Below are 23975 nucleotides of genomic sequence, written 5' to 3'. Positions count from 1 at the left end.
TCACGACCCTCCGGAGGTGGCCTGGCCGGAGCCGTCGCTGCCGCCGGACAATGACGGCGCATCCGTGCCGGTCGAGCCGCTACCGCTGTCGGTGGCGCTCTCGGTGGCGCTCTCGGTGGCGCTCTCGGGAGCCGACGAGCTGCCGGTGGCCGGGGTGCCTTTCTCGGCGGAGTCGGCGGCCCGGGCGGCCAGGCCCACCCCGAGTGTCCCGGCCAGGCCGGCTGCGACCAGTGCCCCGGTGAGCGCCGACGTGCGGCGTAGTGCCTTGTCCCGGTCCATCGAATCGTCCCCCTCATTTGTTGACGACTCAACCAATGTGCCGGGCCGACCTCGCCGTGGCCTGTGGCCCGGCTGGGCTCTTTCTGTGAACCGGTGACGCAACGAGGGACCGGTAAGGTTCCCGGTGCCGGCCCGTCCCGCGGCGGCTCACAGCAGGCCGTGGCTCATCGCCCGGGTTACCGCGGCCGTGCGGTCGGCGACGTCCAGCTTCGCGAAGGCGCGCAGCAGGTGCGTCTTGACGGTGGCCTCGGTGATGAACAGCTCCCGGCCGATGTCGGCATTGGTCAGTCCCCGCGCCACCAGGCGCAGCACTTCGGTCTCCCGGGCGGAGAGCGCGGGCGGCGCGGGGCTGCGGACCTGCCGGATCAGGGTGGAGGCGACGCTGGGCGCGAGCACGGTCTCGCCGCGGGCGGCGGCCCGGACGCCCTCGGCCAGCTCCGCCGGCGAGGCGTCCTTGAGCAGATAACCCCCGGCGCCGGCCTCGATCGCCCGCAGGATGTCACGATCCGACTCGTACGTGGTCAGCACCATCACCCGTACACCGGGCACAGTGGCCACGATCTGCGCGGTCGCCTCGACACCGTCGCCACCGGGCATCCGCAGGTCCATGAGCACGATGTCCGGCCGCAGCTCGGCGGCGAGCGCCACGCCCTCCGGTCCGGACGAAGCCTCACCGACGACACTCAGGTCCGGCTCGGCCTCGAGCATGCCGCGAATGCCGTGCCGCACCACCGGATGATCGTCGACCAGAATCAACCGGATCACGCCGGCACCTCCACTTCTACGAGGGTTCCTGTGTCCGGGTCGCTGTGCACGATGAGCTTGCCGTTCACCTGCTCGGCGCGGGCCCGCATGCCGGGCAGCCCGAAGCCGGTCGTGGCCGCGGTGTCGAATCCCCGGCCGTCGTCGCGCACCACGAGCCGGATCCTGTCCGCACCGAAGGCGAGCAGCACCGCGACCTCGTGGGCGTTCGCGTGGCGGCGGACGTTGGTCAGTGCTTCCTGCGCCGCGCGGAGCAGCACGACCTCCACGACGGTCGGCAACGCCCGGGTGTCGCCGGTGCGGCGGAAGGTCGCCGGGATGCCGGTCTCCTCGGTGAAACGGGTCGCCTGACGGCGTACCGCATCGGGCAGGGAGCCGGCCGCCAGCGCGGCCGGCGCCAGCGCCGCAACCAGGGCCCGCGACTCGGCCAGATTTTCCCGGGCGGTCCGCACGGCCAGCGCGAGCCGCTCGTCGGCCAGCGCCGGATCGGCCGCCTGGAGCAGGGTGATGATGCTGGTGAAGCCCTGGGCGAGGGTGTCGTGGATCTCGCCGGCGAGCCGGGCCCGCTCGGCGGCGACGCCGGCCTCGTGCGAGAGCCGGGCCACCTCGGCGCGGCTGCTCTCCAGCTCGGCGATGAGTGCCGCCCGTTCCTTGCTCTGCTCGACCACCCGGTGGATCCACACCCCGAGCCAGACCGCGGCGGCCGACGTCGTGGCGGAGATCGGGGCGACGTGGGTGAGGAAGTACCAGTCGACCCCGTCGTCGGTGAGGGCACCGACGAGCGGAAGCAGGTTGGCGCAGACGACCGCGACGACAGCCGGGCGGATCTCCAGTGCCAGGAAGATCAGCGGGCAGAGCGCGAAGAGCAGGTAGCTGACGGTGGAGACCGCGACCGTGCCGACCGCGAAGACGACCAGCACGACCACGATGAACGGCAGGCCGGCCTGCCCGCGCCGCCCCCACAGCCCGTAGAGCAGGGCGATCACCGCGATGGCGCCGACCGCGACGGCCCGGCGCCCGGTGCCGGTCTCGGACTGGCCGAGCACTGCCGCCGCCACCGCGAGGGCGACGACGGCGTAGAAGATCGCCCAGGCCCGGGAGTACCGCGCGACCGGCTCCCGCGGGCCGATCACTTGTCCCGGGTGTTCGTCCAGCGGAAGGTGAGCAGGCACAGCACTGATCCGATCACACACCAGGCCAGCAGGACCACGGCGATCCGGCCGTGCTCCCAGGCGCCGCCGGCCTCGTAGACGACCGCGGAGTCCGGCAGGAAGACCGACCGGAAGCCCTGGGCCATCCACTTCACCGGGAAGATCGACGCCACCGTGATCATCCAGCCGGGCAGCTGAGTGATCGGATGGATGAACACCCCGGACAGGAACTGGAGTGCGACCACCGGCACGTTCAGCACGGCTCCCGCGGTCCTCGCCGAACGGACCAGGGCGCTCGCGGCGATGCCGAGCAGCCCGCAGGCGATGACGGAGAGCACGAAGAGCCAGCCGAAGGTGAACCAGCGACCGGCGTCGGTGGGCAGCGGCAGGTCGAAGAACAGCACCCCGACGCCGAGCAGCACGACGACCTCGGCGGCGGTCAGGACCGCGACCATGATCAGCTTTCCGAGGAAGTACGCGGTGGCAGTGACGGGCGTGCCCCGCAGCCGCTTCAGCGTGCCGTCCTCCCGATCGGTGGCGATCCCGACGCCCATGGTGATGAACGCGGTGGCGACGATTCCGTACGCGATCATGCTGGCGGAGAAGACCCGGGCGGCGCTGAGCCCGGGGTGGTCGTAGTCGTCGGCGAAGATCGTGCCGAAGAGCAGCAGAAGCAGGGCGGGGAAGAGAAAACTGAAGATGACGGCGGTGCGGTCGCGGAAGAACTGAAGGATCTCGACCCAGCCCCGGCTGAGGCCCATCCGCGCGGTCGAGGGAAGGGCCGTGTCGGTGGTGGTCATCGCTGCTCTCCGATCAGGGTCAGGTAGGTGTCCTCGAGGCTGGGACGGGTGACGGTCAGGCTGGTCAGATCGGCGCCGGCCGCGGTGAGCCGGGCGATCAGCGCGGCGGGGTCGGTGGTCTGCTCGGACTCCCGGCCGTTCGGCCCGGCCCACTCGACGGTGGCGCCGGCGCCGGCCCGGCCGCCGAGCGTGGCCGGGGTGCCCTCGGCCACCAGGGTGCCGGCGGCGATGACGGCCAGCCGGTCGGCGAGCGCCTCGGCCTCGTCGAGGTAGTGGGTGGTGAGCAGGATGGTGGTGCCCTCGGCGGCGAGCGCCCGGACCAGCTGCCAGAACTGCCGCCGCGCCTGCGGGTCGAAGCCGGTGGTGGGCTCGTCGAGGAACACGACCTCGGGACGGCCGACGATGCCGAGCGCGACGTCGAGACGGCGGCGCTGACCGCCGGACAACGCCCGTACCTTGGTCCTGGCTTTGTCGGAGAGCCCGACCAGCTCGATGACCTCGGCGGCGGACCGCGGCCGGGGATAGAAGCCGGCGATGTGCCGGACGGTCTCGGCGACGGTGAGGTCGGCGGCGTCGGCGGCCGACTGCAGCACGATGCCGATCCGGGCCCGCCAGGCCCGTCCGCCGGTGGCCGGATCCTGCCCGAGCACCCGGACGTCGCCGGAATCCCGCTGCCGGTGCCCCTCGAGAATCTCCACGGTGGTGGTCTTGCCGGCGCCGTTGGGGCCGAGCAGGGCGAACACCTCACCGTGCGGAACGGAAAGATCGATACCCGCGACCGCGGGACGGGAGCCGTACGTCTTACGGAGGCTGGTGACCTCGATCGCTGTCATGCCTACGAGCTTGTCGAAGGACGGGCTGCGCCCGGGACGACCGCCCGGCTGTCACCGGGTGTCCACCGATCGATGGACAGCCGCGCCGGCCCGGGTCACTCCCAGCGGAACTTGCGAGCGGCCGCGGTGAGCGCGACCGCGGCCCAGAGGGTGAGGCTGAGCCAGATGCTCGCCGGCACCGCGGTGCCGCTCGTGAGGGTGTCGCGCAACGCTTCGGCGTGCGCCGCCAGCGGCAGCAGGAAGTGCCCGGCCGGGCCGAGGTCCGGCGCCGCGAACATGATCCCGCCCGCGGCCAGCATGAGCACATAGATCAGGGTGGCCGCGGCGGTGGTCGTCTCGGGCCGCAACACGCTCGCGATGAGCAGGGCCAGGCCACAGTAGGCAGCGGTGGCCAGCACGGTCACACCGATGGCGGGCAGGACGTGGGTGAGCTCGGGCCGCCAGCCGACCACGACACCGACCACAGCGAGGGCGAGCACCTGCAGCGCGACCAGGCAGAGGATCGCGGCGGTCTTGGCGAAGAGCAGGCCGGGGCGGGTCAGCGGGGAGGCCCCGAGGCGTTTCAGGACGCCGTAGCCGCGTTCGTAACCGGTAATGATCGCCTGGCCGGTGAAGGCGGTCGACATCACCGTCAGGGCCAGCACGCCCGGGACGACAAAACCCAGGCGGTCGTCGCCGGGGACGTTGGTGGCGTTGGTCAGGCCGGCACCGAGCAGCACCAACAGGGGTACGCCCATGGCGAGCACCACGGCCTCACCCCGGCGGGCGGTCAGCAGCAACTCCATGCGGACCTGCTGGCGGAGGATCGCCCGCATCGGCGCCCGGCCGGGGGCGGGGGTGAACGTGCCGGCTTCGGTGCTCATCGCCCAGCTCCAGGATTCGTCGCGGTCGGGCGTCGCCGGTGGGACCCGTGGGTCATCGGGTGGCTCCCGCGGTCAGCGCCAGGTAGACGTCTTCGAGGGTGCGGCGGCGGGTGTTGACCGCGGTCACCTGGGCGCCGGCCGTGGCGAACCAGCCGAGCACCGCGGCGATGGCTTCGGTGTCGAGGGCGCCGGCGATCGCGTACTCACCCGGGTTGTCCTCGGTGACCTTGGCGTCCAGGCGGGCGGCGAGGTCGGCGACCGGGAGGGCGGGGTCCGCGCGCACCTGGAGGAGGTCGATGCCGGCCGCGGCCGTGAGCTCCGCCGGCGTGCCGGTCGCGGCGACCACGCCGTTGTCCATGATGACCACGTGGTCGGCGAGGCTCTCGGCCTCGTCGAGCAGGTGCGTGGTGAGCAGGACCGAGACGCCGTCGGTGCGCAGGCTCTCGACGAGTTCCCAGGTCGTCCGGCGGGCGCCGACGTCCATGCCCGCGGTGGGCTCGTCGAGGAAGACCAGCTCGGGCCGGCCCACGAGGGCGACGGCCAGGGAAAGCCGCTGCTGCTCACCGCCGGAGAGCCGGCGGAACGTGGTCCTGGCGAACTTCCGCAGCCCCAGCCGGTCGAGCAGCATGTCGGTGTCGAGCGGATGCGCGGCGAAGGAGGCGAAGAGCCGGAGGATGTCACCGGCGGTCGCCCAGGGATAGACACCGCCGGACTGCAGCATGATGCCGAGCCGCGGCATCAGATCGTCGTGATCGGCGACCGGGTCGAGCCCCAGCACCCGGGCGGACCCGGCGTCGGGCGCCCGGAAGCCCTCACAGACCTGGAGCAAGCTGGTCTTACCGGCGCCGTTGTCGCCGAGCAGGGCCAGGATCGCGCCGCGCGGCACGGTCAGCGAGACGCCGTCGACGGCAACGACATCGCCGTACTTCACGACGACGTCCTGCACCTCGACGGCTGCCTCACGCATGCCGAAACTGTACTGGCTGGCCGGTCCGCTACTCCCGCCTGTCCACAGCGGTGTGGCCCAGGCCGCGCCGGGCCCGCCTGTCCCGGGCGAGAACCGCAGGTCGCGGAGCGGCTGGTCGGCGGTGGTATGTGAGTGTTTCCGAATGGTTTGGCGGCGGGCGGCCGATTCGCTAGGCTGGCGGTGGGAGCGCTCCCACCGCTCTCGGGCACTGCGGGGGCAGGCCGCCGGTCCGGAACCGGTTCCCCCCGGCAAGCCTGCGGCGTCACGCAGGCACCGGATCGGCGGCCTGACGCTCACTCGATGCGGTGGGAGCCTCCCGCTCTGCCGCCCTCCCGGCTCGAGCTGGTCGGTAGGGTGCTGCGCATGACTGGCTCGGCCACTGCGGTGGAGATCTACACCGACGGCGCCTGTATCCCCAATCCCGGACCCGGCGGTTGGGGTGCCGTGCTGCGCTGGGGCTCCAGCGAGAAGGACCTCTGCGGCGGCGAGGCCTCCTCCACGACCAACAACCGGATGGAGCTCATGGCCCCCATCCAGGCACTGGAGAGCTTGACCCGCGCGCCGCTCGCCGTGCTGCTCTACACCGACAGCATCTACGTGCGGGACGGCATCACGAAGTGGATGCCCCGCTGGAAGGCCAACGGCTGGCTCACCTCGGCCAAGCAGCCGGTCAAGAACGTCGACCTGTGGCAGCGCCTCGAAGCGGCCGTGTCCCGGCACGACGTGCAGTGGCACTGGGTCAAGGGCCACGCCGGTCATCCCGAGAACGAGCGCGCCGACCGGCTCGCCGCGCGCGGCCTGCAGGAAGCCCTCGCCGCCCGCTGACGGGTTCAGTCCGGCTCGGGGCTCAACTGCTGAAGAACCCGCAGGAAGACCCGCTTGTCCGCCGACGTCAGCCCGCTCAGCAACTGCTCCTCGGCGGCCCGGACGCCGGTTCTCACGGACGCGTACAGCTGCCGGCCGACCGGCGTCAGCCGCAGCAGGCGTACCCGTCGGTCCTCGGGGTCCGGCTCGCGCTCGATCAGGGCGCGTTCCTGCAGCTCGTCGAGGGTCCCGATGATCCGGGTCTTGTCCGCGCCGATGGCGCGCGCGAGCGCCGCCTGGGTGCGCATCGGCTCGTCGGCCAGCGCACTGAGCACGACGTAGCCCCACATCGACACGTCGTGAGCGGCGAGCACCGGCCGCTCGGCCGCGATCAGCGCGCGGCCGAGCCGCACGACCATCGCGCCGAGATCGGGTCGGTCGCGGTCCGGGTCGGGCACGGCCGAAAACCTACACCTTGACAAATCATGTACGCCCGCAGATCGTAAGCACATGCATACTATTGACCTCCTCGCCACCCACGCGCGAGCTGTCCGGGCGACCGTGCCGATCGTCGCGCGGGTCCGGCCGCCGGACTTGTCACTGCCGACACCGTGCGCGGAATGGGACCTCGGCCACCTCCTCGCCCACATGACCGCCCAGCACCGCGGTTTCGCCGCGGCAGCCGCCGGCCACGGCGGTGATCTCGACATCTGGCAGCCCCGCCCGCCGGCCGACGACGTCACCCGGGAGTACGCGGAAGCAGCCGAGTCCGTCATCGCGGCGTTCGCCCAGCCCGACGTGGCCGGACGCGGCTTCCTGCTGCCCGAGATCACGCCACAGCCGATTCCCGGCCGGCTCGCCATCGGCTTCCACCTCGTCGACTACGTCGTGCACGGCTGGGACGTCGCGCGCACGCTCGGCGTCGCGTACGAGTTGCCGCCGGACGTGCTCGCCGCGGCCCTGCCCATCGCGGAGGCCGTGCCCGCCGGCGAAGCCCGGCTGGCGCCCGGAGCGGCCTTCGCGCCGCCGGTTCCGGACCCCGGTCAGGACCCGCTGGATCGCATCCTCGCCCTGCTCGGACGCGATCCGGGCCAGAATGTCGTACCGGGCCGCTAGCGTCCCGGACCATGAATCAGCGGTCGTCCGGGATCACGCCCTTCGCGATCAGGGCCGGTGCCGAGGCCCTCGCCGACCTGCGGGAGCGGCTCCGGCGGACGCGCTGGCCCGAGCCGGCCACCGCCGGCGGCTGGGCGCAGGGGGTGCCCCTGGCGGAGCTGCGGGCACTCTGCGGCTACTGGGCCGAGGGTTACGACTGGCCGGCGGCCGAGGCCCGGCTCAACCGGATGCCCCAGTTCCGGACGACCGTCGACGGCCTCGGCATCCACTTCGGGCATGCGCGCTCGCCGCATGCCGAGGCCGTGCCGCTGGTGCTCACGCACGGCTGGCCGGGCTCGATCGCCGAGTTCACCAAGGTGATCGGCCCGCTCACCGATCCGGTCGCGCACGGCGGCGAGGCGACGGACGCCTTCCACGTGGTGTGTCCCTCGCTGCCGGGGTACGGGTTCAGTGACCGTCCCGCCGAGCCGGGCTGGACAGTGGAACGGACAGCCGCAGCCTGGGTGCAGCTCATGGCGCGACTGGGCTATCCGCGTTTCGTGGCCGCGGGTCACGACTGGGGCACCAGCATCAGCACGAGCATCGCCCAGCAGCATCCCGGCCAGATCCTCGGCATCCACGTCATGCCCCCATTGGTGGCGCCGGACCCGGCGACGTTCGAAGCGCTCACCGAGGCGGAGAAGGCCGCCCTGCGCGACCTCGAAGCCTCGGGCGACAGCGGGGACGGCTACTCGCTGGAGCAGTCGACGAGGCCGCAGACCATCGGCTACGGGCTGGTCGACTCGCCGGCCGCGCTGGCCGCCTGGATCATCGAGAAGTTCCAGGCCTGGACGGACTGCGACGGTGACCTGTCCACGGTGCTCACCCGCGACGAGCTGCTCGACAATCTGATGCTCTACTGGCTTCCCGGGACGGGCGCCTCGGCGGCGCGGCTCTACTGGGAGAGCTTCCGGGCGGTCCAGGCACGGTTCCGCACCGGCACCACGGATGTGGTCGAGGTGCCGACGGCATGCTCGGTGTTCCCGAAGGAGAATCCGCGACCGTCGCGCCGGTGGGCCGAGAAGCGTTTCCGGGACATCCGCTACTGGGGCGAGCCGGCCCGGGGCGGGCACTTCGCGGCCTTCGAGCAGCCCGCGCTGTTCGTCGCGGAGCTGCGGGCCGGACGGCGGGCGATGCGACTGGGAGGCTGATCGCTTCGCGCAGGCTGCGACGTCCCGGGCCTCACCGAAATCCCCGGCCCGCAGGCAGCGACGTCCCGGGCCTCACCGCATCGCCGGTGCGCAGGCCGCGGGCCATCGGGCGAACGGTCGCGGAGAGCAGCCGACGGCTCGCTGGACACGCCGCCGCGCGCACAGGACGATGGGCGCGTGCCGCACATCAACCTGCCCGAACTGCCCGGCATGGTCGGGCTCCTGGTCCAGTATCCGCACACCGCGGGCCCGCTCAACGGCCTGGCCGATGCGCTGCTGCGGGGCCCGTCACCCCTGACGCCCGGCGAGCGGGAGACGATCGCCGCGTACGTGTCGAGCCGCAACGAGTGCACGTACTGCAGCGGGATCCACAGCGCGGTCGCCGGCCACCTGCTGCACCAGGAGGGCAAGACGACCGAGCACGCGCAGACCGACCAGAAGATGCGGGCCCTGCTGTCGATCGCGGAGAAGGTACGCGTCGACGGCCGCAGCGTCAGCCCCGCGGACATCGACCTGGCTCGCGAGCACGGCGCCGACGACAAGACCATCCACGACACGGTGCTGATCGCGGCGGCCTTCTCGATGTACAACCGCTACGTCGACGGCCTGGCCACCCTCGCCCCGCGGGAGCCCGAGGTGTACGCCCAGCACGCCAAGAACCTGGCCGAGGGTGGCTACCTGCGTTAGGGACGGGCGGCCGGCCACTCGGCGCGGGTCAGGGCGTACTCAACGTCACCCTGCTCGCTCGTACTGCGCCACCCGGCACGGAAGCACCACGTCCCGGACCTCCGTCTCCAGGTGGATGCCCACGACCCCCTGCTGACCTAACCGCTGGTCGGCGGGTCGGCGTCGGGCAGGCCGGCGACGTAGGCCGCGGCCACCCGCTTCGGCACCACCATGCGCCAGGCGTCGATGACCAGCTCCTCCATCTGGCGGTGGTCGAGCTCCGCCAGCCAGGCCTGGACCCACCGGAAGCGCATGTCGGTCGCCTTCGGCAGGTGGAAGACCTTCGGCTGGGACGCCACCAGGGACGCGCGCTCCTCCTTCGGGAAGCCGAAACCCATGACTGTCTCATCGCGGGAGAACGCCACGTAGACGATCTGCCCCACCCGGAACTTCACCCGGTCGTAGATCAGGTGCTCGGTAGTGCGGGGCAGCCTCAGGGCGACCTCGCGGACCTCCTGGACGGTGACCATGGCGCACCCTAACGCCGGGCTGTGACACTTCCCGGCGTCACGACTGGCGGGGGCGGGGTACCGACGGGGGCAGGCGGGTGGTGTCCTCGGAATCGTCGTCGTCGAGGATCGCCTCGCGCACCTTCGCCCGGGCGACGCGGTCCGGCGTCAGACGGTAGGTGGGGGCCCGGACCAGTTCGTCGGGCACGAGGTGGCGGCCGCCGCCGGCGCTTTCGGTCTGGCCGGCCGAGGACGAACGCCGCACGGTGGCCGACGGCGAGCCCTTCCCTGGGTCCGGCGATTCCGTCCTGCTGGGAGGCGCGCTGTCCGCCGCGAGCGGGGAATCTGTCGATGCCGGGGTTGAGCCCGCCGCCGCGCTCGGTGAACCCGGCGATGAGCCCGCCGGGCGGGGTGAACCCGGCCCCGCAACCGATGCGCCGGAAGGGGAAGTCTCCCCCAGTGCCGACGAACCCGTCTCGACGACCGGCGGATTCTTGCCTTCGCCTGATGAGCTCTTCGCCGCAGGAGACGGGCCCTTCCCCGTGGCGAAGGGACTGTTCCCCTGTCGCGAGGAGCTGTTCCGCGTAGGACCGGAGCCGTGCGCCAGCGGCGAAACAGAAGTGGGCGCCGGAAAACCGAAGGCGGCGGCAGTATCGGTCGCCGAGGGGGAGGCAGGCCAGGGCGAGCCGGCGAGCGGACCCGACGAGGAAGCGGCCGGCGACGCCGAGCGGGGTGCGGAAGCTGCGGTCCCGGCCGACGAAGACGAAGCGGAGCGGGATGAGGCGGCAGCAGCGCGGGCCGGGGAGCTGACGGCGGACGGACGAAGATCCGGGGGCGGCGGCGTCACAGACGACGAGGCGGGCAGCAGCACCGACTGATCACGCCGGGACGCGACTGCCGGCGATACGACCGCCGTACCGCGGACCGCTCGCCGGGGGCCGATCAACCGCGCCGCCAGGCTGAACACGCTGCGCGTCGCTGTGTCGTATCCGTCCCGGTACGCCTCGTCGCGGTCCAGGACTGTGCGGTACCACTGGTGCAGGCGGCCGGCGGCGTATCCCACGCAGGCCGTGAACGCGGCCAGCAGTGTGATCAGGAGTGCGTCGTTTCCGGGCGCGGTCATGACCCGATTCTTGCCAAGGTATTGACCACTAGCTATAGCCCGTTCGACGTACCCCGATCGGTCGACAATCGTCAGCGATGTGTCGCAGCCCACGTCGCGATCTGGGCCCGGCGGGACGCCGAAAGCTTGGTCAAGATGTGTGCGACGTGCGCCGACACGGTCTTGGGCGAGATCGACAGCGCCGCGGCGATCTCGCGGTTGGTGGCGCCCTCCCTGATCAGACCGGCCACCTCCCGCTCCCGCGCGGTGAGCTCAGGCGGATTCGCGCCCGGCGACCCCGGCCCGGACAACGACGCATGTGGGGTGCCGCCGGCAGTCGCCGGCGAACGGGGCCGCCCAGCAGCAGCGGCACCGGCAGGGATCAACACCACCGCCCCAGCCGCTTCAGCCTCCGCCGCCGCCTGGGCCGACAACCGCGCGGCGTCCCCGGGCCGCCGCGACCGGTACGCACACCGCGCCTGATCAGCCACCGCCTGCGTACCCTCCCAGAAACGCCGCCGCCCCCGCCAGAACTCAGCCGCCCGCTCCAGCTCGACCCGCGCTTTCCCGGTCTGCCCCTCGTGCAGGTGCACCAGCCCGGCCCCATGATCAAGCGCCCCGAGCGTCCCCGGGATCTCCCGGTCCCGCAGCAGCTCCCCGGTGCGCCGCAGCCAGTCCCGCGCTCCGGTCAGATCCTGTTTCGCCAGGTGGGCCCGCACCCCCGTCACCACGTACGGGAACACATAAGCCGCATCCCGCACCCTGGCCGAAGCCTCGTACCCGCGCTCGCACCACCCGATCGCCTCGGCCGGCTCTCCCCGCAGCAGAGCGATCGACGCCAGGCCCCACCACGCCGGTGAGATGCGCTGGAGCTCCCCCATCGCTTCCCCGAGCGCCGCCGCCTCGCGCATGCATTCATCGGCGATGTCGAACGATCCCCGGCCCAAGGCCACATAGCCCAGCACGTGCAGGGCCGTGATCCGGGTGGTGACGCCCTGTCCGTCGGCCAGCGCCCGGGCCGCTCCCGTCTCCGCCGCCGGCCACGCTCCCTCGGCCCAGTCCACGTGGGCCAGGTGCGCCGCCATGTAGTGATGGTCGTTGCAGCGTTCCACCGAGTCCGCGTACTCGATGCCCTCGCTCAGCCATTGCCGGGCCAGGTCGTATTCGACCAGCACCGACGCCGACGAGCCGATCATCCGGTAGCCGCGGGCCGCCTCCGCTTCGAGGCCGCCGCGGCGGGCCCGGCCGATCGCGTTCGCCAGCATCTGCCAGCCTTCGTGCATGCGGCCGGCGAAGACCAGGATCGAGCCGAGGGTGCCGCCGAGGTGGCAGCGCAGCGGATGATCACAGTCCGCCACCTTGAACGCCTCGGCCAGCACCCCCACCTCGGTGGCCTCCTCGAGCCGCCGGTCCAGCATGTAGGCCGCGGCCAGCGCCGCGTGCAGCCCGGCGCGGATCTCCTGGGCCGGCTCGTCGTCGCGTGACGCGATCAGGTCCAGGCCGTTGCGCAGCAGCCCGGTGCGCTCCTCCAGGCCCGCACCGAGCAGATGCCGGACCGCGACGAGCTGCGGGGCGACGGCGGCCGCGCTGAGCGCGTCCCCGGCCTCCAGACGCATCCGGTACGCCGTGAGCAGCGTCTCCGCGGCCTCACTGTTCTCGTCGACCGCCGCGAGTTCGCCGCCCAGCGCGGTCAGCAGGGCCGCCGACTTGTCCACCGGGAGGCCGGCCGGCGCTGTCCGCAACGCCCGCCGGTACAGCTCGACGGCCTCGCGGTGCGCGGACATCCGTACTGCCGCGGCCGCCGCGGTCAGCGCGTGCTGGTGGGCCTCGGCCGGACGATGCGCGCGTTCGTACTGGTCGCTCACGAAGGCGTCGGACAGCCCGGCCGCGAGCGCCGCCTCGGCTGCCCGGGCGTGCAGCTCGCGGCGCCGGAGCGGGGGCAGGTCGGCGTGCAGCGCGTCGCGGATCAGAGCGTGGCGGAAGTCGTACGTGAACCCGTCGGCGTGCGGCTGGACGAAGAAGCGCTCGGCCAGTTCGCGCAGACCGTCGTCGATCTGGTCCGGGCGTTCGCCGGTGATCGCGGTCAGCAGGTCCACGTCGAAGGAGCGGCCGATCACCGACGCCGTGCCGGCCAGTGACCGAGCTGCCGCGCTCAACGACGCCGCCCGGGCCAGCACCGCCTCGGCGAGCGTGTCCGGCAGGGCCGTCTCCGCGTCGACCGTGGCCAGGAACTCCTCGACGTGCAGCGGGATCCCGTCGCTGCGGGTGAAGATCGCGCCGGTCACCGTGGCGGGCAGGATGCGGTCGGAGATCGCGGTGGCCAGCGCCGCGGTGTCCGCCGGGCTCAGCCGGGACAGGCGGACCTCCTCGGCGTGCCGCTGGTTGAGCAGCCGGGTGCGCCACTCCCGCATCGGGACCCGCGGGTACAGCTCGTCGCTGCGGTACGTCCCGACGATCAGCAACGGCAGGCCGGGCAGCCGGTGGGCGAGCCGGGCCAGCGTCTGCAGGGTCACGTCGTCCGCCCAGTGCAGGTCCTCCAGCGTGATCAGCACCGGCTGCGGTCCCGCGCCGGCCTCGGCGAGCGCGTCGGCCAGGCCGGTGACCAGCAGCCGACGCTGGCGGTGGCTGTCGCCGTCGTGGGACCGGCGGAGGAGCTCTGCTGTGCGCGTACCGAAAGAAGAGAGTGCGTCGGTGATCAGCCCGGCGGCGACGTCGGCGTCGGCCGGGAAGGCGGCCGCGCCGGCCACCGTGAAACCGCTCGCCGTGGCCCGGCCGGCGATCTCGGTCAGCAGGCGGGTCTTGCCGATGCCGGCCTCACCGGCCAGGAAGAGCAGCTCGCCGCGGCCGCCGGCGGTCGCCGCGAGCCGGCGGTCCGCGAGCGCCAGCAGGTCGTCGCGGCCGACCAGCACGGGGCTCGGGGCACGCATGGCGTGACTCTAGGCCGAAGCCGATGGCCTTCCTAGGTGTTATGACCGATGTCCGACGCGGACCGTCCCCGCAGGCTGATGCCGGTAACCGAGTGAGGGGACGAGTTCGATGGCGAAGTTCATGGACGTGCACAGCGGGTTCCACGGGGTGACCCCGGCGGAACTGGACGCCGCGCACGAGGCCGACCTGAAGATCGAAGGGGAGGAGGGGGTGCACTTCGAGCGGGCGTGGCTCGACCCTGAGCAGGGCAAAGTGTTCTGCCTGTCGACCGGGCCGAGCAAAGAGGCGGTCCAGCGCGTGCACGAGAAGGCCGGTCACCCGGTGACCGAGATCTACGAGCTGACCGCCGAGGCGTGAGCGGGTTCCGCCCGGGCCGGGTGCGGCCCGGGCGGAACCGTCCGCTCAGGAGGAGGCCGGACGCGGGACACCCGACGGCGGCATACCGCCCGGCCCGCCGCCGCCGGTCTCCTCGCCGGACGGATCGACCGCGATCGTGAGCTTGGCGACGTAACCGTCGGCGACGCTGCCGGTGACGGTGGCCAGCTCGGTGACCGCCGAGTCGTCACCGAACACGTTGTCGGTGGCCAGACTGACCTGGCTCATGTTGCTGACGCTCCTGCTGTAGCCGTCGGTGGCGTAGACGGCGTCGGCCACGTCCTGCGGGAGGGCGATCTGCGAGGTCTTGACGATCGGGCCGTCCCCGCTGGTGGCATCGGCCGGCGACGAGTAGACCTCGAAGTGGATGTGCGGCCACCGGCCCGAGTAGCAGGCCGGGAAGATGCTCGTGAAAGTCGCGGTGCCGGAGGCGTCGGTCTCCTGGATGCCGCGCAGATAGTTCTGGTCGGTCACCCCGGTGGAATACAGCGAGTAGTTGCCGTCGCGGTCACAATGCCAGGCGTAGACCGCGGCCCCGGGGAAAGCTCTGCCGTCGAGGTCGGTGACGACCAGAGAGAATTCCAGCGGTACGCCCTCAGCGGTCCCGCTCGAGTCCCCGAACGACGTGCGGATGTCCTTGCGCACGATGCCCGACTCGGTCCGCACGTCCGGCCCGTTCGACCCGTCCGCCGGGTACGGCCCGGCCGTCTCCGACTCGACCTCGGTGGCGGTGCCGGCGGCAGCGGCGGCACTGGTGGCGCCGGCCGTCGTCCCCGTCTCGGTCGTGCTGCCGCAAGCCGCGGTCCCACCGACCAGGGCGAGGGCACCCACCCCGCCGAAAGCGGCCAGCAGCCGGCGCCGCGACATGGTCCGCAGGTCGAACTGCAGCCCCTTGTCGTGCACCCGGCGCACGTATGCGGCGTTGTCCTGATCACCTTGTTCCTGCACGGTGGTCGCCTTTCCTCGCGGGTTGTCTCCCCGAAGACAACCAAGGTTCACTGTGCGTCATCTGTGTCCCGGCTGTGGCCCGGACTTTAATGTCGGGGCATGGTGACTGTGGCGATCGTGAGTCCGGGACACATGGGCGCGGGCCTGGGCGGTGCCCTGCGGGCCGGCGGCGCGAGAGTGGTCGCGACCACGGCCGGGCGCTCCGAGCGGACCCAGCGGCTGGCCGCCGGCCTGGAACTGCTGCCCGGCCTGGACGAGGTGATCGCCGCCGCGGACGTGGTGCTGTCGGTGACCCCGCCGGCGCAGGCTCTGGGTGTCGCGCACAGCGTCGCGGCGGCGGCCCGCCGTACCGGGGTGACGCCGGTGGTGGCGGACCTGAACGCCGTCGCGCCGCCGACGATGACCCGGATCGCGCGGGCCTGCGCCGGACTGCCGGTCGTGGACGGCTCGATCTCGGGACCGCCGCCGTCCGCCCGGCCGGGTGCCCGGATCTACCTCAGCGGGCCGCAGGCGGAGGTCGTGGCCGGGTTGCCGTGGGACGGTCAGGTCGAGCCGGTGGTGCTCAGCGGTGGGCCGGGTTCGGCCAGCGCGCTGAAGATGTGCACGGCCGGCGTCTACAAGGGACTGACTGCGCTGGTCACGCAGGCGATGCGGACGGCCGGGCAGCACGGGGTGCTGGAGCAGGTGCTGGCGGACCTGGCCCGCAACGGACTGGACGACTCGGCGGGGGTGGTGAGCGCGGCCACGAAGGCGCACCGGTTCGTCGACGAGATGCGGGAGATCGCGGTCACCCAGCAGGCGGCGGGGCTGACGCCGGCGCTGTTCGAGGCCCTGGCGGTGGTGTACGCGGACATCGCCGCGACCGAGCTGGCGGCCGGCGCGCCGGAGTCGGCGGATCGTCAGCTCCCGCCGGAGGAGATCGTGCGGCGGCTGTCACGCTGAGCGGTAGCGGCGCAGGGTGACCGGGCTGCCGTCGGGCGCGGTCCAGTCCGCCACCGCGCTGCCCGTGAAGACCCACCCGGTGCGCTCGTAGTAGGCCGCTGCCGCGGCGTTGGCCACTTCCAGCACCAGCGGCCCACCGTGAGCCGCACGCGCGTGAGCGATCAACTCTCGCGCCAGGCCGGCGCCGCGCCGCTGGGGACTGACGAAAAGTCTGCTCAGCTCCCCCGCACCGGTCACGATCGCATGCCCGGCGACCGCCTCCCCTTCGACCGCCACCCAGGCGCCGCGCAGGCCCGGCGGCGTCAGCCAGGCTTCCGGCTCGGCCGGCCAGTTCAGCGGATAACCGTCCACCTCGTGCACCACCCGCAGCGCGACCACGCAGGCAGGCAGATCCGTGGCTGCTCTGGATCGGATCATTGCCCCAGGATAATGGTAAAGAGTTGTTGCGCAACAATCATTAACCATGCCAGAGTGGGGTCATGGCTCAGATCAAGGACGCCGCCGTCCTCAAGGCGGTCGCGCATCCGGTACGACGCCGGCTCCTGGACGTGCTGCGCGTGGACGGGCCGTCCATGCCCAGCGTGCTGGCCCGCACCACCGGCCAGGCCGTGGCCAACGTGAGCCACCACCTGCGGGTGCTCGCCGAGGCCGGTCTCATCGAGGAGGCGCCGGAGCTCGCGCGCAACCGCAAGGAGCACTGGTGGCGCATGCCGGACCGGAGCATCAGCTGGAGCACGGCCGACTTCGCCGCCGACGCCGCGGACATCGCGGCGGCCGACGCGGCCGTGGCGATCGGGCTGCAACGGCAGGTGGAGCTCATCTCGACCTGGCTGGGCAGCCCGGCCTCGCGCGAGGAGCCGTGGAGCGACGCGGCGTTCGCCACCGACGGTTTCCTCCGGTTGAGCCCGGCCGAGCTGGCCGAGATGGGCGCGGAGATCCAGGCGGTCATGGACCGCTACGCGGGACGTCCGGAGGCGCCGGACCGGGAGCCGGTCTTCGTGATCGGCCGGGGCTTCCCGGCTCGCCCGTGACCGCCCGGCCCCCGGCCGGCCCGGCAACGACCAGCCCCGACCGGGCCGGCCCGAACACGGCCGTCGCGACCCCGGCCGGCCCGGGTGAAGCCAAGCGCCGGAGTGTCCTCCGCGACGCCGATTTCCGCAAGCTGTGGGCGGGCATGACCGTCAGCCGCCTGGGCAGCTCGGTCGCCGCCGTCACCACTCCCCTGATCGCCGTGCAGGTCCTGGACGCGAGTGCCTTCACCGTCAGCCTGCTCACCGCCGCCGCCTGGTTGCCCTGGCTGCTCATCGGCCTGCCCGCCGGCGCCTGGATCGACCGGGTCGCCCGCCGGCCGGTGATGCTCGTCAGCGACCTGGTCTCCGCCGCACTCGTGATCAGCGTGCCGGTCGCCGCCTGGGCCGGCGCTCTCACCATGGTCCATCTGCTCGCCGTCACCCTGCTGCTCGGCGTCGCCACGGTGTTCTTCAGCGTCGCCTGGGCGGCGTACCTGCCGGCGATGTTCGACGACGACCTGGTCGGAGCGAATTCCGCGTTGCAGAGCACCGAGTCCGCCGCCCAGGTGGCCGGCCCGGCGGCGGGCGGACTGCTCGTCGCCGCGGTCAGCGCGGTGGCCGGCCTGGTCGTGGACGCGTGCAGTTTTCTGATCTCGGCCTTCGCACTGTGGCGCATCCGGCGCGCGGAGCGGCGGCCGGCGCCGACCGCGCGGGCGAGCATCCGCGCCGACATCGTCGTCGGCGCGCGCTGGCTGCTGCGGGACAAGTACCTGCGCAATCAGACCGTCTACGGCGCGGCCGCGAATCTGTGGCTCACCGGCATCAACGCGATCGCGGTCGTCTTCCTGGTGCGTGAGATCGGGGTCAGCACCACCACCGTCGGGCTGTTGTTCGCGGCGGTGAGCCTCGGTGGGGTGGGTGCCGCTTCACTGACCCCGCGGCTGGTCCGCCGGCTCGGCGGCGCCCGGGCACTGGTCGCCTGCAAGACCTTCGGCGGGGTGGCTTCCGCGCTCATCCCCTTCACCCGGCCGGGCCTGGGTCTGCTCGTCTTCGTCGCCGGGATGCTCGGCGTCGCCGCCGGCGCCATCGCCGGCAACGTGGTCGGCGCGAGCTTCCGGCAGGCGTACTGCCCGCCCGCGCTGTTCGGCCGGGTGCTGACCAGCATGCAGTTCGTCAACTTCGGCGCGATCCCGGTCGGGGCCGTGCTGGGCGGCGCGCTGTCAGGCCCGCTGGGCCTCCGCGGCGCGATCATGCTGATGGCCATCGGGTACGCCGCCAGCGGCCTGATCCTCGTGCTGGGCCCGTTGCGAGGCCGCCGCGACCTGCCGACCGCGGCGGCCCTCACCCAGTAGCAGTGGACGGCCGCTGCCGCGGCCCGTGCGAACGCCCCGATGGTGAGGAACTCGTCTGCCATGTCCATCACCGTGGACCTGGCCCCACGGTGAAGGTCAAATGAGAGGGGGCCCCGCACCGGCCGGTGCGGGGCCCGCTCTTTTCCAGCAGCTCAGATGGCCGCCGGCGCGGGGGCAGGCGCCGGAGCCAGGGGCTGCTGAAGGGGGCGCCGCCGCACGAACGGCGAGAAGCGCGGCGGCCGGCGGGCCGCGATGTCCTCGACCCAGCCCAGGGCGAGCACGATCACCGCGAGCGTGGCCAGCGCGATGGTGAAGTCGACGGCGCTCTCCAGGCCCTGGGTGGGGATGCGCCACAGCTTCAGCGGGTCGAAGAGGTAGACCGCGGCGGTGATGGCCACGTTGTGCCACAGGTAGATCGTCACCGCCCGGTTGTTCACCATCGACACGAAGCCGTCCAGCGGCCGGGCCCGGGCGAGCCAGTCCATCCGCGGCGCCCAGCGCAGCAGGGCCAGCACGAAGCCGATGGAGAAGACCGCGTACGCGACCGGCAGGCCGGTCAGGTCCATCCCGGTGTCCGCCGGATGCAGGTACGCCCAGCCGAGCCCACCGGCGACGCAGGCGGCGGCCAGTCCCAGCACCACGGCCGGCCGGAGCCTGGCCAGGTCGCCTTCGCGGTGGGCGAAGCCGAGGATCCAGCAGGAGCCGAAGGCCAGCACGTTCTGCACCACCCAGCCGGCGGTCGTGCCGAAGGTGTCCGGGTAGGCGGTCAGCAGCATCAGCCCGAACAGCGGCAGCAGCACGGTCGGCAGGTTCCACCGGCGGTAGAGGCTCAGCAGCAGCGGCGACAGCAGGACCAGCCACAGGTAGGTGACCAGGTACCAGAGCACTCCCGCGGCCGGGTAGCCGAACTCACTCGCCGGCGGATCCGCGACGGGCAGGATCCAGAGCAGCAGGTGCGGCCAGGACGGCCGGTCCGGCCAGCCGCGCTGGATCATCACCGGTACGGCGATGAGCGCCATCACCCACAGCGCGGGCAGCAACCGGCGCACCCGGCTGCGCACCGCCCGGGTCGCCGACCGGTCCAGTGACTTGACCATGAGCGAGCCGCCGAGCGCGAACATGACCCCCATCGAGGGGAAGACGAGTTCGAGCGCGGCGAGCGGGAAGGCGTGGAACAGCACCACCCGGATGATCGCGACAGCACGCAGCGTGTCGAAGTATCGATCCCGGCCGACGGTGATGATGTCCGTCACAACGCCTCCAGCAGCCACTATCGGCTCCGGCCGTCCGGACCGGAGACTACAGACAGTAGTATTTTTGCCGATCTTCGCAGCGGTCCGAACGGTTGGTCCGGGCCGCCGATCCGCTCGGTGGGGCCGGACCGGTCGGCGTGTGCCGGGGCGGCCGCGCCGGGCGGTGTCGATGTCATAATTGCCGCCTGAGCCGCCAGATCGCCTCCGGCCCACCGTTCTCGCCGACAGTTCGGAGCACCATGCCCGCATCCCGGTCCGCCGACGGCGCCGTCGACGAAGCGACCGCCCGCCGGCCGACGCTCACCCAGGTGGCCGCCCTCGCCGGCGTGAGCCTCAAGACGGCGTCGCGGGCGCTCAACAGCGAGCCGAACGTCGCCGAGGACACCGGCCGCCGGGTCCGCGACGCGGCCGACCAGCTCGGCTACCGGCTCAACGGCATCGCGCGCGAGCTGCGCCGGGGCGCCACCTCGGCGCTGGTGGCGCTGATCAGCGGCGACCTGACCAACCCGTTCTACTCGGCCGTGGCCAGCGGGATCGAGCGCGAGCTGCGCCAGCACGGGCTGCAACTGGTGACGGCCAACAACGACGAGGACCCGACGCTGGAACGGGAGCTGATCGACACGTTCCTGGAGCGGCGGGTGCGGGCGCTGCTGATCGTGCCGAGCGCGGACCGCCACGAGTATCTGGCCATCGAGGGCAGCCGCGGCGTGCCGTTCGTCTTCCTGGACCGGCCACCGGACGGCATCGACGCCGACGTGGTGGTCATCGACAACGCGGGCGGCGCCCGGGCCGGCGCCGAGCATCTGCTCCGGGGCGGCCACCGGCGGATCGCTCTGGTGGCCGACCTGGCCCGCACGGTGCCGCAGCGCAAGCGCATCGAGGGCTTCCGGGCGGCCATGAACGCGGCCGGCAACGACGAGTGGGAGCGGTATCTGCGCACCGACGTGCACGACGTACGCCGGGCCGAGGAGACCGTGCGCGAGCTGCTGGCGCTGGACCCGGCGCCCACCGCGCTGTTCACCACGAACAACCGGCTGACCACCGGCGCGTTGCGGGCGCTCAAGGACCGGCCGGATCCGCCCGCGCTGATCGGCTTCGACGACTTCGACCTGGCCGAGGTCATCGGCACGACGGTGGTGGCGCACGACGCGGTGGCGATGGGCCGGGAGGCGGCCCGGCTGGCCCACGAACGGATCAGCGGCCACTCCGGCCCGGCCCGCTCGATCGTCATCTCGACCTCGGTCATCCCCCGCGGCAGCGGTGAACGCCCACCCCGCTGAGCGCGACGGTCACCCTGCTCACGTGCGGGGGAACGTCATCCTGCGCTGGTGATGCGGCGACCCCGGCGGCTCCCCTAGAGTGCTGCTTGTGACGTTGGAGATCGAGCGGACGCCGCTGTCGCGCGTCGACGTCGGGCTCCCGTCGGAGGGTGAGCTGCGCGCCGAGCGCCGGGCCGCCCGGGTGCGCTCCGAGGTCGCGCTCAAGGTCACCCTGGTCACCCTGATCTGGCTGGTCTCCGTGTCGCTGCTGGTCGGCTGGGGCGTCACCGGACCCGAACGGCAGCCGGGCACCCTGCTGCTGGCCGCGCTGGCCGCTGTCGTGGGGCCGTTCGTCGGCGCTGTCATCGCCACCCGGCACGGCCAGTTCTTCCTCGGCGGCGTGTACGTGGTGCTGACCCTGGCGATGGTGCTTCCCGCCCTGAGCCTGGTCCGGGCAGGATGAGGCCATGGCGGACAAAGAGGAACGGGCCGGCGTACCCCTGACGAACCTGGACCAGGAGCTCTTCCCCGGCGCCGGGGCGACCAAGCGGGACCTGGTCGACTACCTGGACGCGGTCCGCGATCCGGTCCTGGCGGTTCTGCGCGACCGGCCGCTCTCGGTGATCCGGGTGCTGCGCGGCCAGGACAAATTCATGCAGAAGAACCTGCCGAAATACACGCCGGAATGGGTGCCGCGGACCGCCGTGTGGGCCGAGGCGTCACACCGCGAGGTCCAGTACGCCCTCTGCAACGACCGCCGCACGCTGCTCTGGTTCGCCAACCAGCGCGCGGTCGAATACCACCCCACCCTCATGACCGTGGCCGACCGCGACCACCCGACCCACCTGATCATGGACCTGGACCCGCCCGAGGGCGCCGGCTTCGACGTGGTGGTCCGGGCCGCCCACCTGGTCCGCCGGGCGCTGGCCGACGCGGGCATGGCCGGCGCGGTCAAGACCAGCGGGTCCAAGGGCGTGCACATCTTCGTGCCGCTCGACGGCAGCGCCGCGACCGTGGACGTGGCCGCCGCGACCCGGGCCGTCGCGGCGCGCGCCGAGCGCCTCGATCCGGAGCTGGCGACGACGGCGTTCATCCGTGAGGACCGGCACGGCAAGGTCTTCCTCGACGCGACCCGGGCGGGCGGCGCGACTGTGGTGGCGGCGTACAGCCCGCGGGTGCGGCCGGGGTTGCCGGTGTCGTTCCCGGTGGGCTGGGACGTGCTCGACGACGTGACGCCGGCCGACTTCACCGTACGGACGGCGCCGGAGCTGCTGAACGGCAGCGACCCGTGGGCGGCGCACATGCCCGCGCCACAGCCGCTGGACCCGGGGCTGGTCGCCGAGGGACACACGATCCCGGTCGCCCGGGTGGCCGCCATGCACGAGGGCAAGCGCCGAGCCCGCGCGAAGCGCGAAGTCGAGGGATAGGGAGTGCACGGGAATCCCGGAAACACCGACATACTGGTGTCGCGTCGGCATCCAACACTGGATGCATGACCGAGAACACGAACCCCGCAACCAGCTCGACCGCCCGGCACTCGCTCGACCTGTGGCTGACGATGTGGAACACCGACGGCGACATCGCCCGGCAGATCTGTGCCGACGACTTCCGGATTCATTTCGCCGTGACCGAGCCCGACGGGTCGACTCCCGCGGACGCCATCCGCACCGCCGAGGAGTTCGCGCGGTATCTCGACTGGTGGCACAAGCAGAACCCGGGCGTCGTCTTCACACGCGTCGCCGATGCCATCGACGGCGACCACGGCCGGCTGCTCTGGGACGTCGAGGCGGACGACCGGCGCGCGGGCGGTGTTGACGTGTTCGACTTCGCCGAGGACGGCCGGGTCCGACGTGTCTGGTCTGTCGGCGGACAGCGGAGCATGCGGAGCTGAGGAACGGCACCAGGAGCGGCTGCCTCTGCCAGACTTCGGGACATGAAGCGAGCCGAGCGGCAGTACGCCCTCGTCGACCTGCTCCGCGGAGCGCGTCGGCCGTGGTCCGCTGCTCGGCTCGCCGCCGAGTTCGGGGTTTCCTCGCGCACCGTCGAACGCGACATCGGGTCGCTCCAGCTGGCCGGGGTCCCCATCTACGCGGATCGCGGGGCGGCGGGCGGCTACTCGATCCTGCGTGAGTACTCGCTGCCGCCGCTGAACCTGTCCGCCGGCGAGTCGCTGGCGGTGCTCGCCGGACTCGCGCTGCTCGATTCCTCGCCGTACCAGGGGGCGGCCCGTCGCGCACGATCGAAGATCGCTGCCGTCATGGCGGAGGAACATCGTGCGCTCGTGCAGGAGATGCTCGGGATGATGCGGGTCATCGACGCCGTCGCCCCGACGAGCGGCGCCGTGCCACTCGGGATGCTCTCCGACGCGATCGCCGCCCGGCGCCTCGTGCGGCTCACCTACCTGGGTGAGGACAAGGACGGCGGCCCGGACCACACCACCAGCACCGTCCGCGACGTCGAGACGATGGGACTTCTCCGCGCGGGCGACGCTTGGCTGCTGATCGGTTGGTGCCGGCTCCGTGATGCGATCCGCGGCTTCCGCATCGAGCGGATCACCCGACTCGACATCCTCGACGAGATCCCGCCACCCCGTGACCCGGCGCTCCTCGAGGCAGACCTCGCGCGGTGGCCGACGCGGCGTCTCGCGTCAACCGCCCTGGACGGACCCGCCGCGACCATCCCGCCGCCCAGCGACCGGCAGGCCCACGGCCGGCGAGGCAGCCGCGGCGGGCGGGCACCCGCTTCAGGAGAGACGCTCCCCAGGGCCTGATCTAGCTGTAGTGACCAGGACCGTTGTTGATGCGGCTGATGGGTGGCTGGCCTCCGAGCGCGGTGTGGGCGCGGTGGTGGTTGTAGGTGTGGAGCC

At 72.4% G+C, this 23975-nt stretch carries 28 protein-coding genes; 14 read left to right on the top strand and 14 right to left on the bottom strand.

All coding sequences use genetic code 11. From position 1 onward, the window contains the following. From AB0C12_RS28395 to AB0C12_RS28365, 7 genes are all read right to left on the bottom strand, one after another. Positions 1-279 carry a hypothetical protein gene (locus AB0C12_RS28395; RefSeq protein ID WP_360552888.1) on the bottom strand — a complete coding sequence of 93 codons (279 nt, stop codon included), beginning with the start codon at positions 277-279 and terminating at the stop codon, positions 1-3. Positions 280-426: 147 nt separating this feature from the next. After that, entirely contained in the window at positions 427-1044 is a 618-nt protein-coding gene (locus tag AB0C12_RS28390) for a response regulator transcription factor (protein ID WP_360552887.1), read from the bottom strand. Beyond that, positions 1041-2213 carry a sensor histidine kinase gene (locus tag AB0C12_RS28385; protein WP_360552886.1) on the bottom strand — a complete coding sequence of 391 codons (1173 nt, stop codon included), beginning with the start codon at positions 2211-2213 and terminating at the stop codon, positions 1041-1043. The genes AB0C12_RS28390 and AB0C12_RS28385 overlap by 4 nt, the downstream gene beginning before the upstream one ends. Beyond that, positions 2171-2992, bottom strand: coding sequence for an ABC transporter permease (locus tag AB0C12_RS28380; RefSeq protein ID WP_360552885.1), 822 nt, complete (start codon positions 2990-2992; stop codon positions 2171-2173). Before AB0C12_RS28380 ends, AB0C12_RS28385 begins: the two co-directional genes overlap by 43 nt. Next, on the bottom strand, positions 2989-3825 hold the full coding sequence (locus tag AB0C12_RS28375; RefSeq protein WP_360552884.1) for an ABC transporter ATP-binding protein: 837 nt from the start codon (positions 3823-3825) through the stop codon (positions 2989-2991). Before AB0C12_RS28375 ends, AB0C12_RS28380 begins: the two co-directional genes overlap by 4 nt. Positions 3826-3920: 95 nt before the next feature. After that, entirely contained in the window at positions 3921-4688 is a 768-nt protein-coding gene (locus AB0C12_RS28370; RefSeq protein WP_360552883.1) for an ABC transporter permease, read from the bottom strand. Between the two features lie 52 nt (positions 4689-4740). Continuing rightward, positions 4741-5655, bottom strand: coding sequence for an ABC transporter ATP-binding protein (locus tag AB0C12_RS28365; protein WP_360552882.1), 915 nt, complete (start codon positions 5653-5655; stop codon positions 4741-4743). Between the two features lie 363 nt (positions 5656-6018). Between AB0C12_RS28365 and rnhA the strand changes: the two genes are divergently transcribed. Next, on the top strand, positions 6019-6480 hold the full coding sequence (rnhA, locus tag AB0C12_RS28360) for a ribonuclease HI (protein WP_360552881.1): 462 nt from the start codon (positions 6019-6021) through the stop codon (positions 6478-6480). A gap of 5 nt (positions 6481-6485) precedes the next feature. Here the strand turns inward: rnhA and AB0C12_RS28355 are convergent, their stop codons facing one another. Further along, positions 6486-6917 (bottom strand): MarR family transcriptional regulator, encoded by a 432-nt coding sequence (locus tag AB0C12_RS28355; protein ID WP_360552880.1) that lies wholly within the window; start codon positions 6915-6917, stop codon positions 6486-6488. A 52-nt stretch (positions 6918-6969) separates the two neighbouring features. Here AB0C12_RS28355 and AB0C12_RS28350 point away from each other — a divergent pair, with 52 nt between their 5' ends. The 3 genes from AB0C12_RS28350 to AB0C12_RS28340 all read left to right on the top strand — a co-directional run bounded on the left by AB0C12_RS28350 (position 6970) and on the right by AB0C12_RS28340 (position 9452). After that, on the top strand, positions 6970-7575 hold the full coding sequence (locus AB0C12_RS28350; protein WP_360552879.1) for a TIGR03086 family metal-binding protein: 606 nt from the start codon (positions 6970-6972) through the stop codon (positions 7573-7575). 11 nt (positions 7576-7586) lie between these two features. Next, complete coding sequence (locus AB0C12_RS28345; protein WP_360552878.1) at positions 7587-8765, top strand: epoxide hydrolase; 1179 nt, start codon at positions 7587-7589, stop codon at positions 8763-8765. 177 nt (positions 8766-8942) lie between these two features. Then, positions 8943-9452: a carboxymuconolactone decarboxylase gene (locus AB0C12_RS28340; protein WP_360552877.1), complete on the top strand. Its 510-nt coding sequence runs from the start codon at positions 8943-8945 to the stop codon at positions 9450-9452. Between the two features lie 137 nt (positions 9453-9589). On the opposite strand, the gene AB0C12_RS28335 is transcribed toward AB0C12_RS28340, so the two are convergent. Next, entirely contained in the window at positions 9590-9961 is a 372-nt protein-coding gene (locus tag AB0C12_RS28335; RefSeq protein ID WP_360552876.1) for an MmcQ/YjbR family DNA-binding protein, read from the bottom strand. Positions 9962-9998: 37 nt separating this feature from the next. Continuing rightward, positions 9999-10205: a hypothetical protein gene (locus AB0C12_RS28330; protein WP_360552875.1), complete on the bottom strand. Its 207-nt coding sequence runs from the start codon at positions 10203-10205 to the stop codon at positions 9999-10001. A 1-nt stretch (position 10206) separates the two neighbouring features. Between AB0C12_RS28330 and AB0C12_RS28325 the strand changes: the two genes are divergently transcribed. Beyond that, positions 10207-10818: a hypothetical protein gene (locus tag AB0C12_RS28325; protein ID WP_360552874.1), complete on the top strand. Its 612-nt coding sequence runs from the start codon at positions 10207-10209 to the stop codon at positions 10816-10818. A 316-nt stretch (positions 10819-11134) separates the two neighbouring features. Here the strand turns inward: AB0C12_RS28325 and AB0C12_RS28320 are convergent, their stop codons facing one another. Then, positions 11135-13969 carry an AAA family ATPase gene (locus AB0C12_RS28320; RefSeq protein WP_360552873.1) on the bottom strand — a complete coding sequence of 945 codons (2835 nt, stop codon included), beginning with the start codon at positions 13967-13969 and terminating at the stop codon, positions 11135-11137. Between the two features lie 109 nt (positions 13970-14078). Between AB0C12_RS28320 and AB0C12_RS28315 the strand changes: the two genes are divergently transcribed. Continuing rightward, positions 14079-14327, top strand: a complete 249-nt coding sequence (locus AB0C12_RS28315; protein ID WP_360552872.1) for an SCO4226 family nickel-binding protein — start codon at positions 14079-14081, stop codon at positions 14325-14327. A 45-nt stretch (positions 14328-14372) separates the two neighbouring features. On the opposite strand, the gene AB0C12_RS28310 is transcribed toward AB0C12_RS28315, so the two are convergent. After that, on the bottom strand, positions 14373-15293 hold the full coding sequence (locus AB0C12_RS28310; RefSeq protein WP_360552871.1) for an intradiol ring-cleavage dioxygenase: 921 nt from the start codon (positions 15291-15293) through the stop codon (positions 14373-14375). Positions 15294-15392: 99 nt separating this feature from the next. Here AB0C12_RS28310 and AB0C12_RS28305 point away from each other — a divergent pair, with 99 nt between their 5' ends. Then, a complete protein-coding gene (locus AB0C12_RS28305) occupies positions 15393-16235 on the top strand; it encodes a DUF1932 domain-containing protein (protein WP_360552870.1) in 843 nt (280 codons plus the stop codon). On the opposite strand, the gene AB0C12_RS28300 is transcribed toward AB0C12_RS28305, so the two are convergent. Continuing rightward, on the bottom strand, positions 16227-16652 hold the full coding sequence (locus AB0C12_RS28300) for a GNAT family N-acetyltransferase (protein ID WP_360552869.1): 426 nt from the start codon (positions 16650-16652) through the stop codon (positions 16227-16229). The genes AB0C12_RS28305 and AB0C12_RS28300 overlap by 9 nt on opposite strands. Before the next feature lie 62 nt (positions 16653-16714). On the opposite strand from AB0C12_RS28300, the gene AB0C12_RS28295 reads away from it, so the two are divergent. After that, positions 16715-17266 (top strand): helix-turn-helix domain-containing protein, encoded by a 552-nt coding sequence (locus AB0C12_RS28295; protein WP_360552868.1) that lies wholly within the window; start codon positions 16715-16717, stop codon positions 17264-17266. Further along, the gene (locus AB0C12_RS28290; protein WP_360552867.1) at positions 17263-18597 is read left to right on the top strand and encodes an MFS transporter; all 1335 of its coding nucleotides are present in this window, start codon (positions 17263-17265) and stop codon (positions 18595-18597) included. Before AB0C12_RS28295 ends, AB0C12_RS28290 begins: the two co-directional genes overlap by 4 nt. Positions 18598-18749: 152 nt before the next feature. Here AB0C12_RS28290 and AB0C12_RS28285 read toward each other — a convergent pair whose 3' ends face one another. Further along, the gene (locus AB0C12_RS28285; protein WP_360552866.1) at positions 18750-19850 is read right to left on the bottom strand and encodes an acyltransferase; all 1101 of its coding nucleotides are present in this window, start codon (positions 19848-19850) and stop codon (positions 18750-18752) included. A gap of 239 nt (positions 19851-20089) precedes the next feature. Between AB0C12_RS28285 and AB0C12_RS28280 the strand changes: the two genes are divergently transcribed. The 5 genes from AB0C12_RS28280 (at position 20090) to AB0C12_RS28260 (ending at position 23879) form a co-directional block, all read left to right on the top strand. Further along, positions 20090-21130 (top strand): LacI family DNA-binding transcriptional regulator, encoded by a 1041-nt coding sequence (locus AB0C12_RS28280; RefSeq protein WP_360552865.1) that lies wholly within the window; start codon positions 20090-20092, stop codon positions 21128-21130. Positions 21131-21218: 88 nt separating this feature from the next. Continuing rightward, positions 21219-21572: a hypothetical protein gene (locus tag AB0C12_RS28275; RefSeq protein WP_360552864.1), complete on the top strand. Its 354-nt coding sequence runs from the start codon at positions 21219-21221 to the stop codon at positions 21570-21572. Between the two features lie 4 nt (positions 21573-21576). Continuing rightward, positions 21577-22536 (top strand): non-homologous end-joining DNA ligase, encoded by a 960-nt coding sequence (gene ligD, locus AB0C12_RS28270; protein WP_360552863.1) that lies wholly within the window; start codon positions 21577-21579, stop codon positions 22534-22536. Between the two features lie 65 nt (positions 22537-22601). After that, positions 22602-23000, top strand: coding sequence for a nuclear transport factor 2 family protein (locus AB0C12_RS28265; protein ID WP_360552862.1), 399 nt, complete (start codon positions 22602-22604; stop codon positions 22998-23000). 42 nt (positions 23001-23042) lie between these two features. Next, positions 23043-23879 carry a YafY family protein gene (locus AB0C12_RS28260; RefSeq protein ID WP_360552861.1) on the top strand — a complete coding sequence of 279 codons (837 nt, stop codon included), beginning with the start codon at positions 23043-23045 and terminating at the stop codon, positions 23877-23879. The last annotated feature ends 96 nt before the right edge of the window (positions 23880-23975 follow it).

Origin of the sequence: Actinoplanes sp. NPDC048967 (assembly GCF_040649415.1) — a bacterium.
In the GTDB taxonomy this organism is placed as follows: Bacteria; Actinomycetota; Actinomycetes; order Mycobacteriales; family Micromonosporaceae; genus Actinoplanes.
This window is presented reverse-complemented; position numbering and strand designations above follow the sequence as displayed.

Excerpts from the sequence above, each read along its gene's own strand:
- AB0C12_RS28395 (WP_360552888.1), bottom strand. The coding sequence starts at position 279 with ATGGACCGGGACAAGGCACTACGCCGCACGTCGGCGCTCACCGGGGCA.
- AB0C12_RS28380 (WP_360552885.1), bottom strand. The coding sequence starts at position 2,992 with ATGACCACCACCGACACGGCCCTTCCCTCGACCGCGCGGATGGGCCTC.
- AB0C12_RS28375 (WP_360552884.1), bottom strand. The coding sequence starts at position 3,825 with ATGACAGCGATCGAGGTCACCAGCCTCCGTAAGACGTACGGCTCCCGT.
- AB0C12_RS28370 (WP_360552883.1), bottom strand. The coding sequence starts at position 4,688 with ATGAGCACCGAAGCCGGCACGTTCACCCCCGCCCCCGGCCGGGCGCCG.
- AB0C12_RS28365 (WP_360552882.1), bottom strand. The coding sequence starts at position 5,655 with ATGCGTGAGGCAGCCGTCGAGGTGCAGGACGTCGTCGTGAAGTACGGC.
- rnhA (WP_360552881.1), top strand. The coding sequence starts at position 6,019 with ATGACTGGCTCGGCCACTGCGGTGGAGATCTACACCGACGGCGCCTGT.
- AB0C12_RS28350 (WP_360552879.1), top strand. The coding sequence starts at position 6,970 with ATGCATACTATTGACCTCCTCGCCACCCACGCGCGAGCTGTCCGGGCG.
- AB0C12_RS28345 (WP_360552878.1), top strand. The coding sequence starts at position 7,587 with ATGAATCAGCGGTCGTCCGGGATCACGCCCTTCGCGATCAGGGCCGGT.
- AB0C12_RS28335 (WP_360552876.1), bottom strand. The coding sequence starts at position 9,961 with ATGGTCACCGTCCAGGAGGTCCGCGAGGTCGCCCTGAGGCTGCCCCGC.
- AB0C12_RS28320 (WP_360552873.1), bottom strand. The coding sequence starts at position 13,969 with ATGCGTGCCCCGAGCCCCGTGCTGGTCGGCCGCGACGACCTGCTGGCG.
- AB0C12_RS28315 (WP_360552872.1), top strand. The coding sequence starts at position 14,079 with ATGGCGAAGTTCATGGACGTGCACAGCGGGTTCCACGGGGTGACCCCG.
- AB0C12_RS28305 (WP_360552870.1), top strand. The coding sequence starts at position 15,393 with ATGGTGACTGTGGCGATCGTGAGTCCGGGACACATGGGCGCGGGCCTG.
- AB0C12_RS28300 (WP_360552869.1), bottom strand. The coding sequence starts at position 16,652 with ATGATCCGATCCAGAGCAGCCACGGATCTGCCTGCCTGCGTGGTCGCG.
- AB0C12_RS28295 (WP_360552868.1), top strand. The coding sequence starts at position 16,715 with ATGGCTCAGATCAAGGACGCCGCCGTCCTCAAGGCGGTCGCGCATCCG.
- AB0C12_RS28280 (WP_360552865.1), top strand. The coding sequence starts at position 20,090 with ATGCCCGCATCCCGGTCCGCCGACGGCGCCGTCGACGAAGCGACCGCC.
- ligD (WP_360552863.1), top strand. The coding sequence starts at position 21,577 with ATGGCGGACAAAGAGGAACGGGCCGGCGTACCCCTGACGAACCTGGAC.
- AB0C12_RS28265 (WP_360552862.1), top strand. The coding sequence starts at position 22,602 with ATGACCGAGAACACGAACCCCGCAACCAGCTCGACCGCCCGGCACTCG.
- AB0C12_RS28260 (WP_360552861.1), top strand. The coding sequence starts at position 23,043 with ATGAAGCGAGCCGAGCGGCAGTACGCCCTCGTCGACCTGCTCCGCGGA.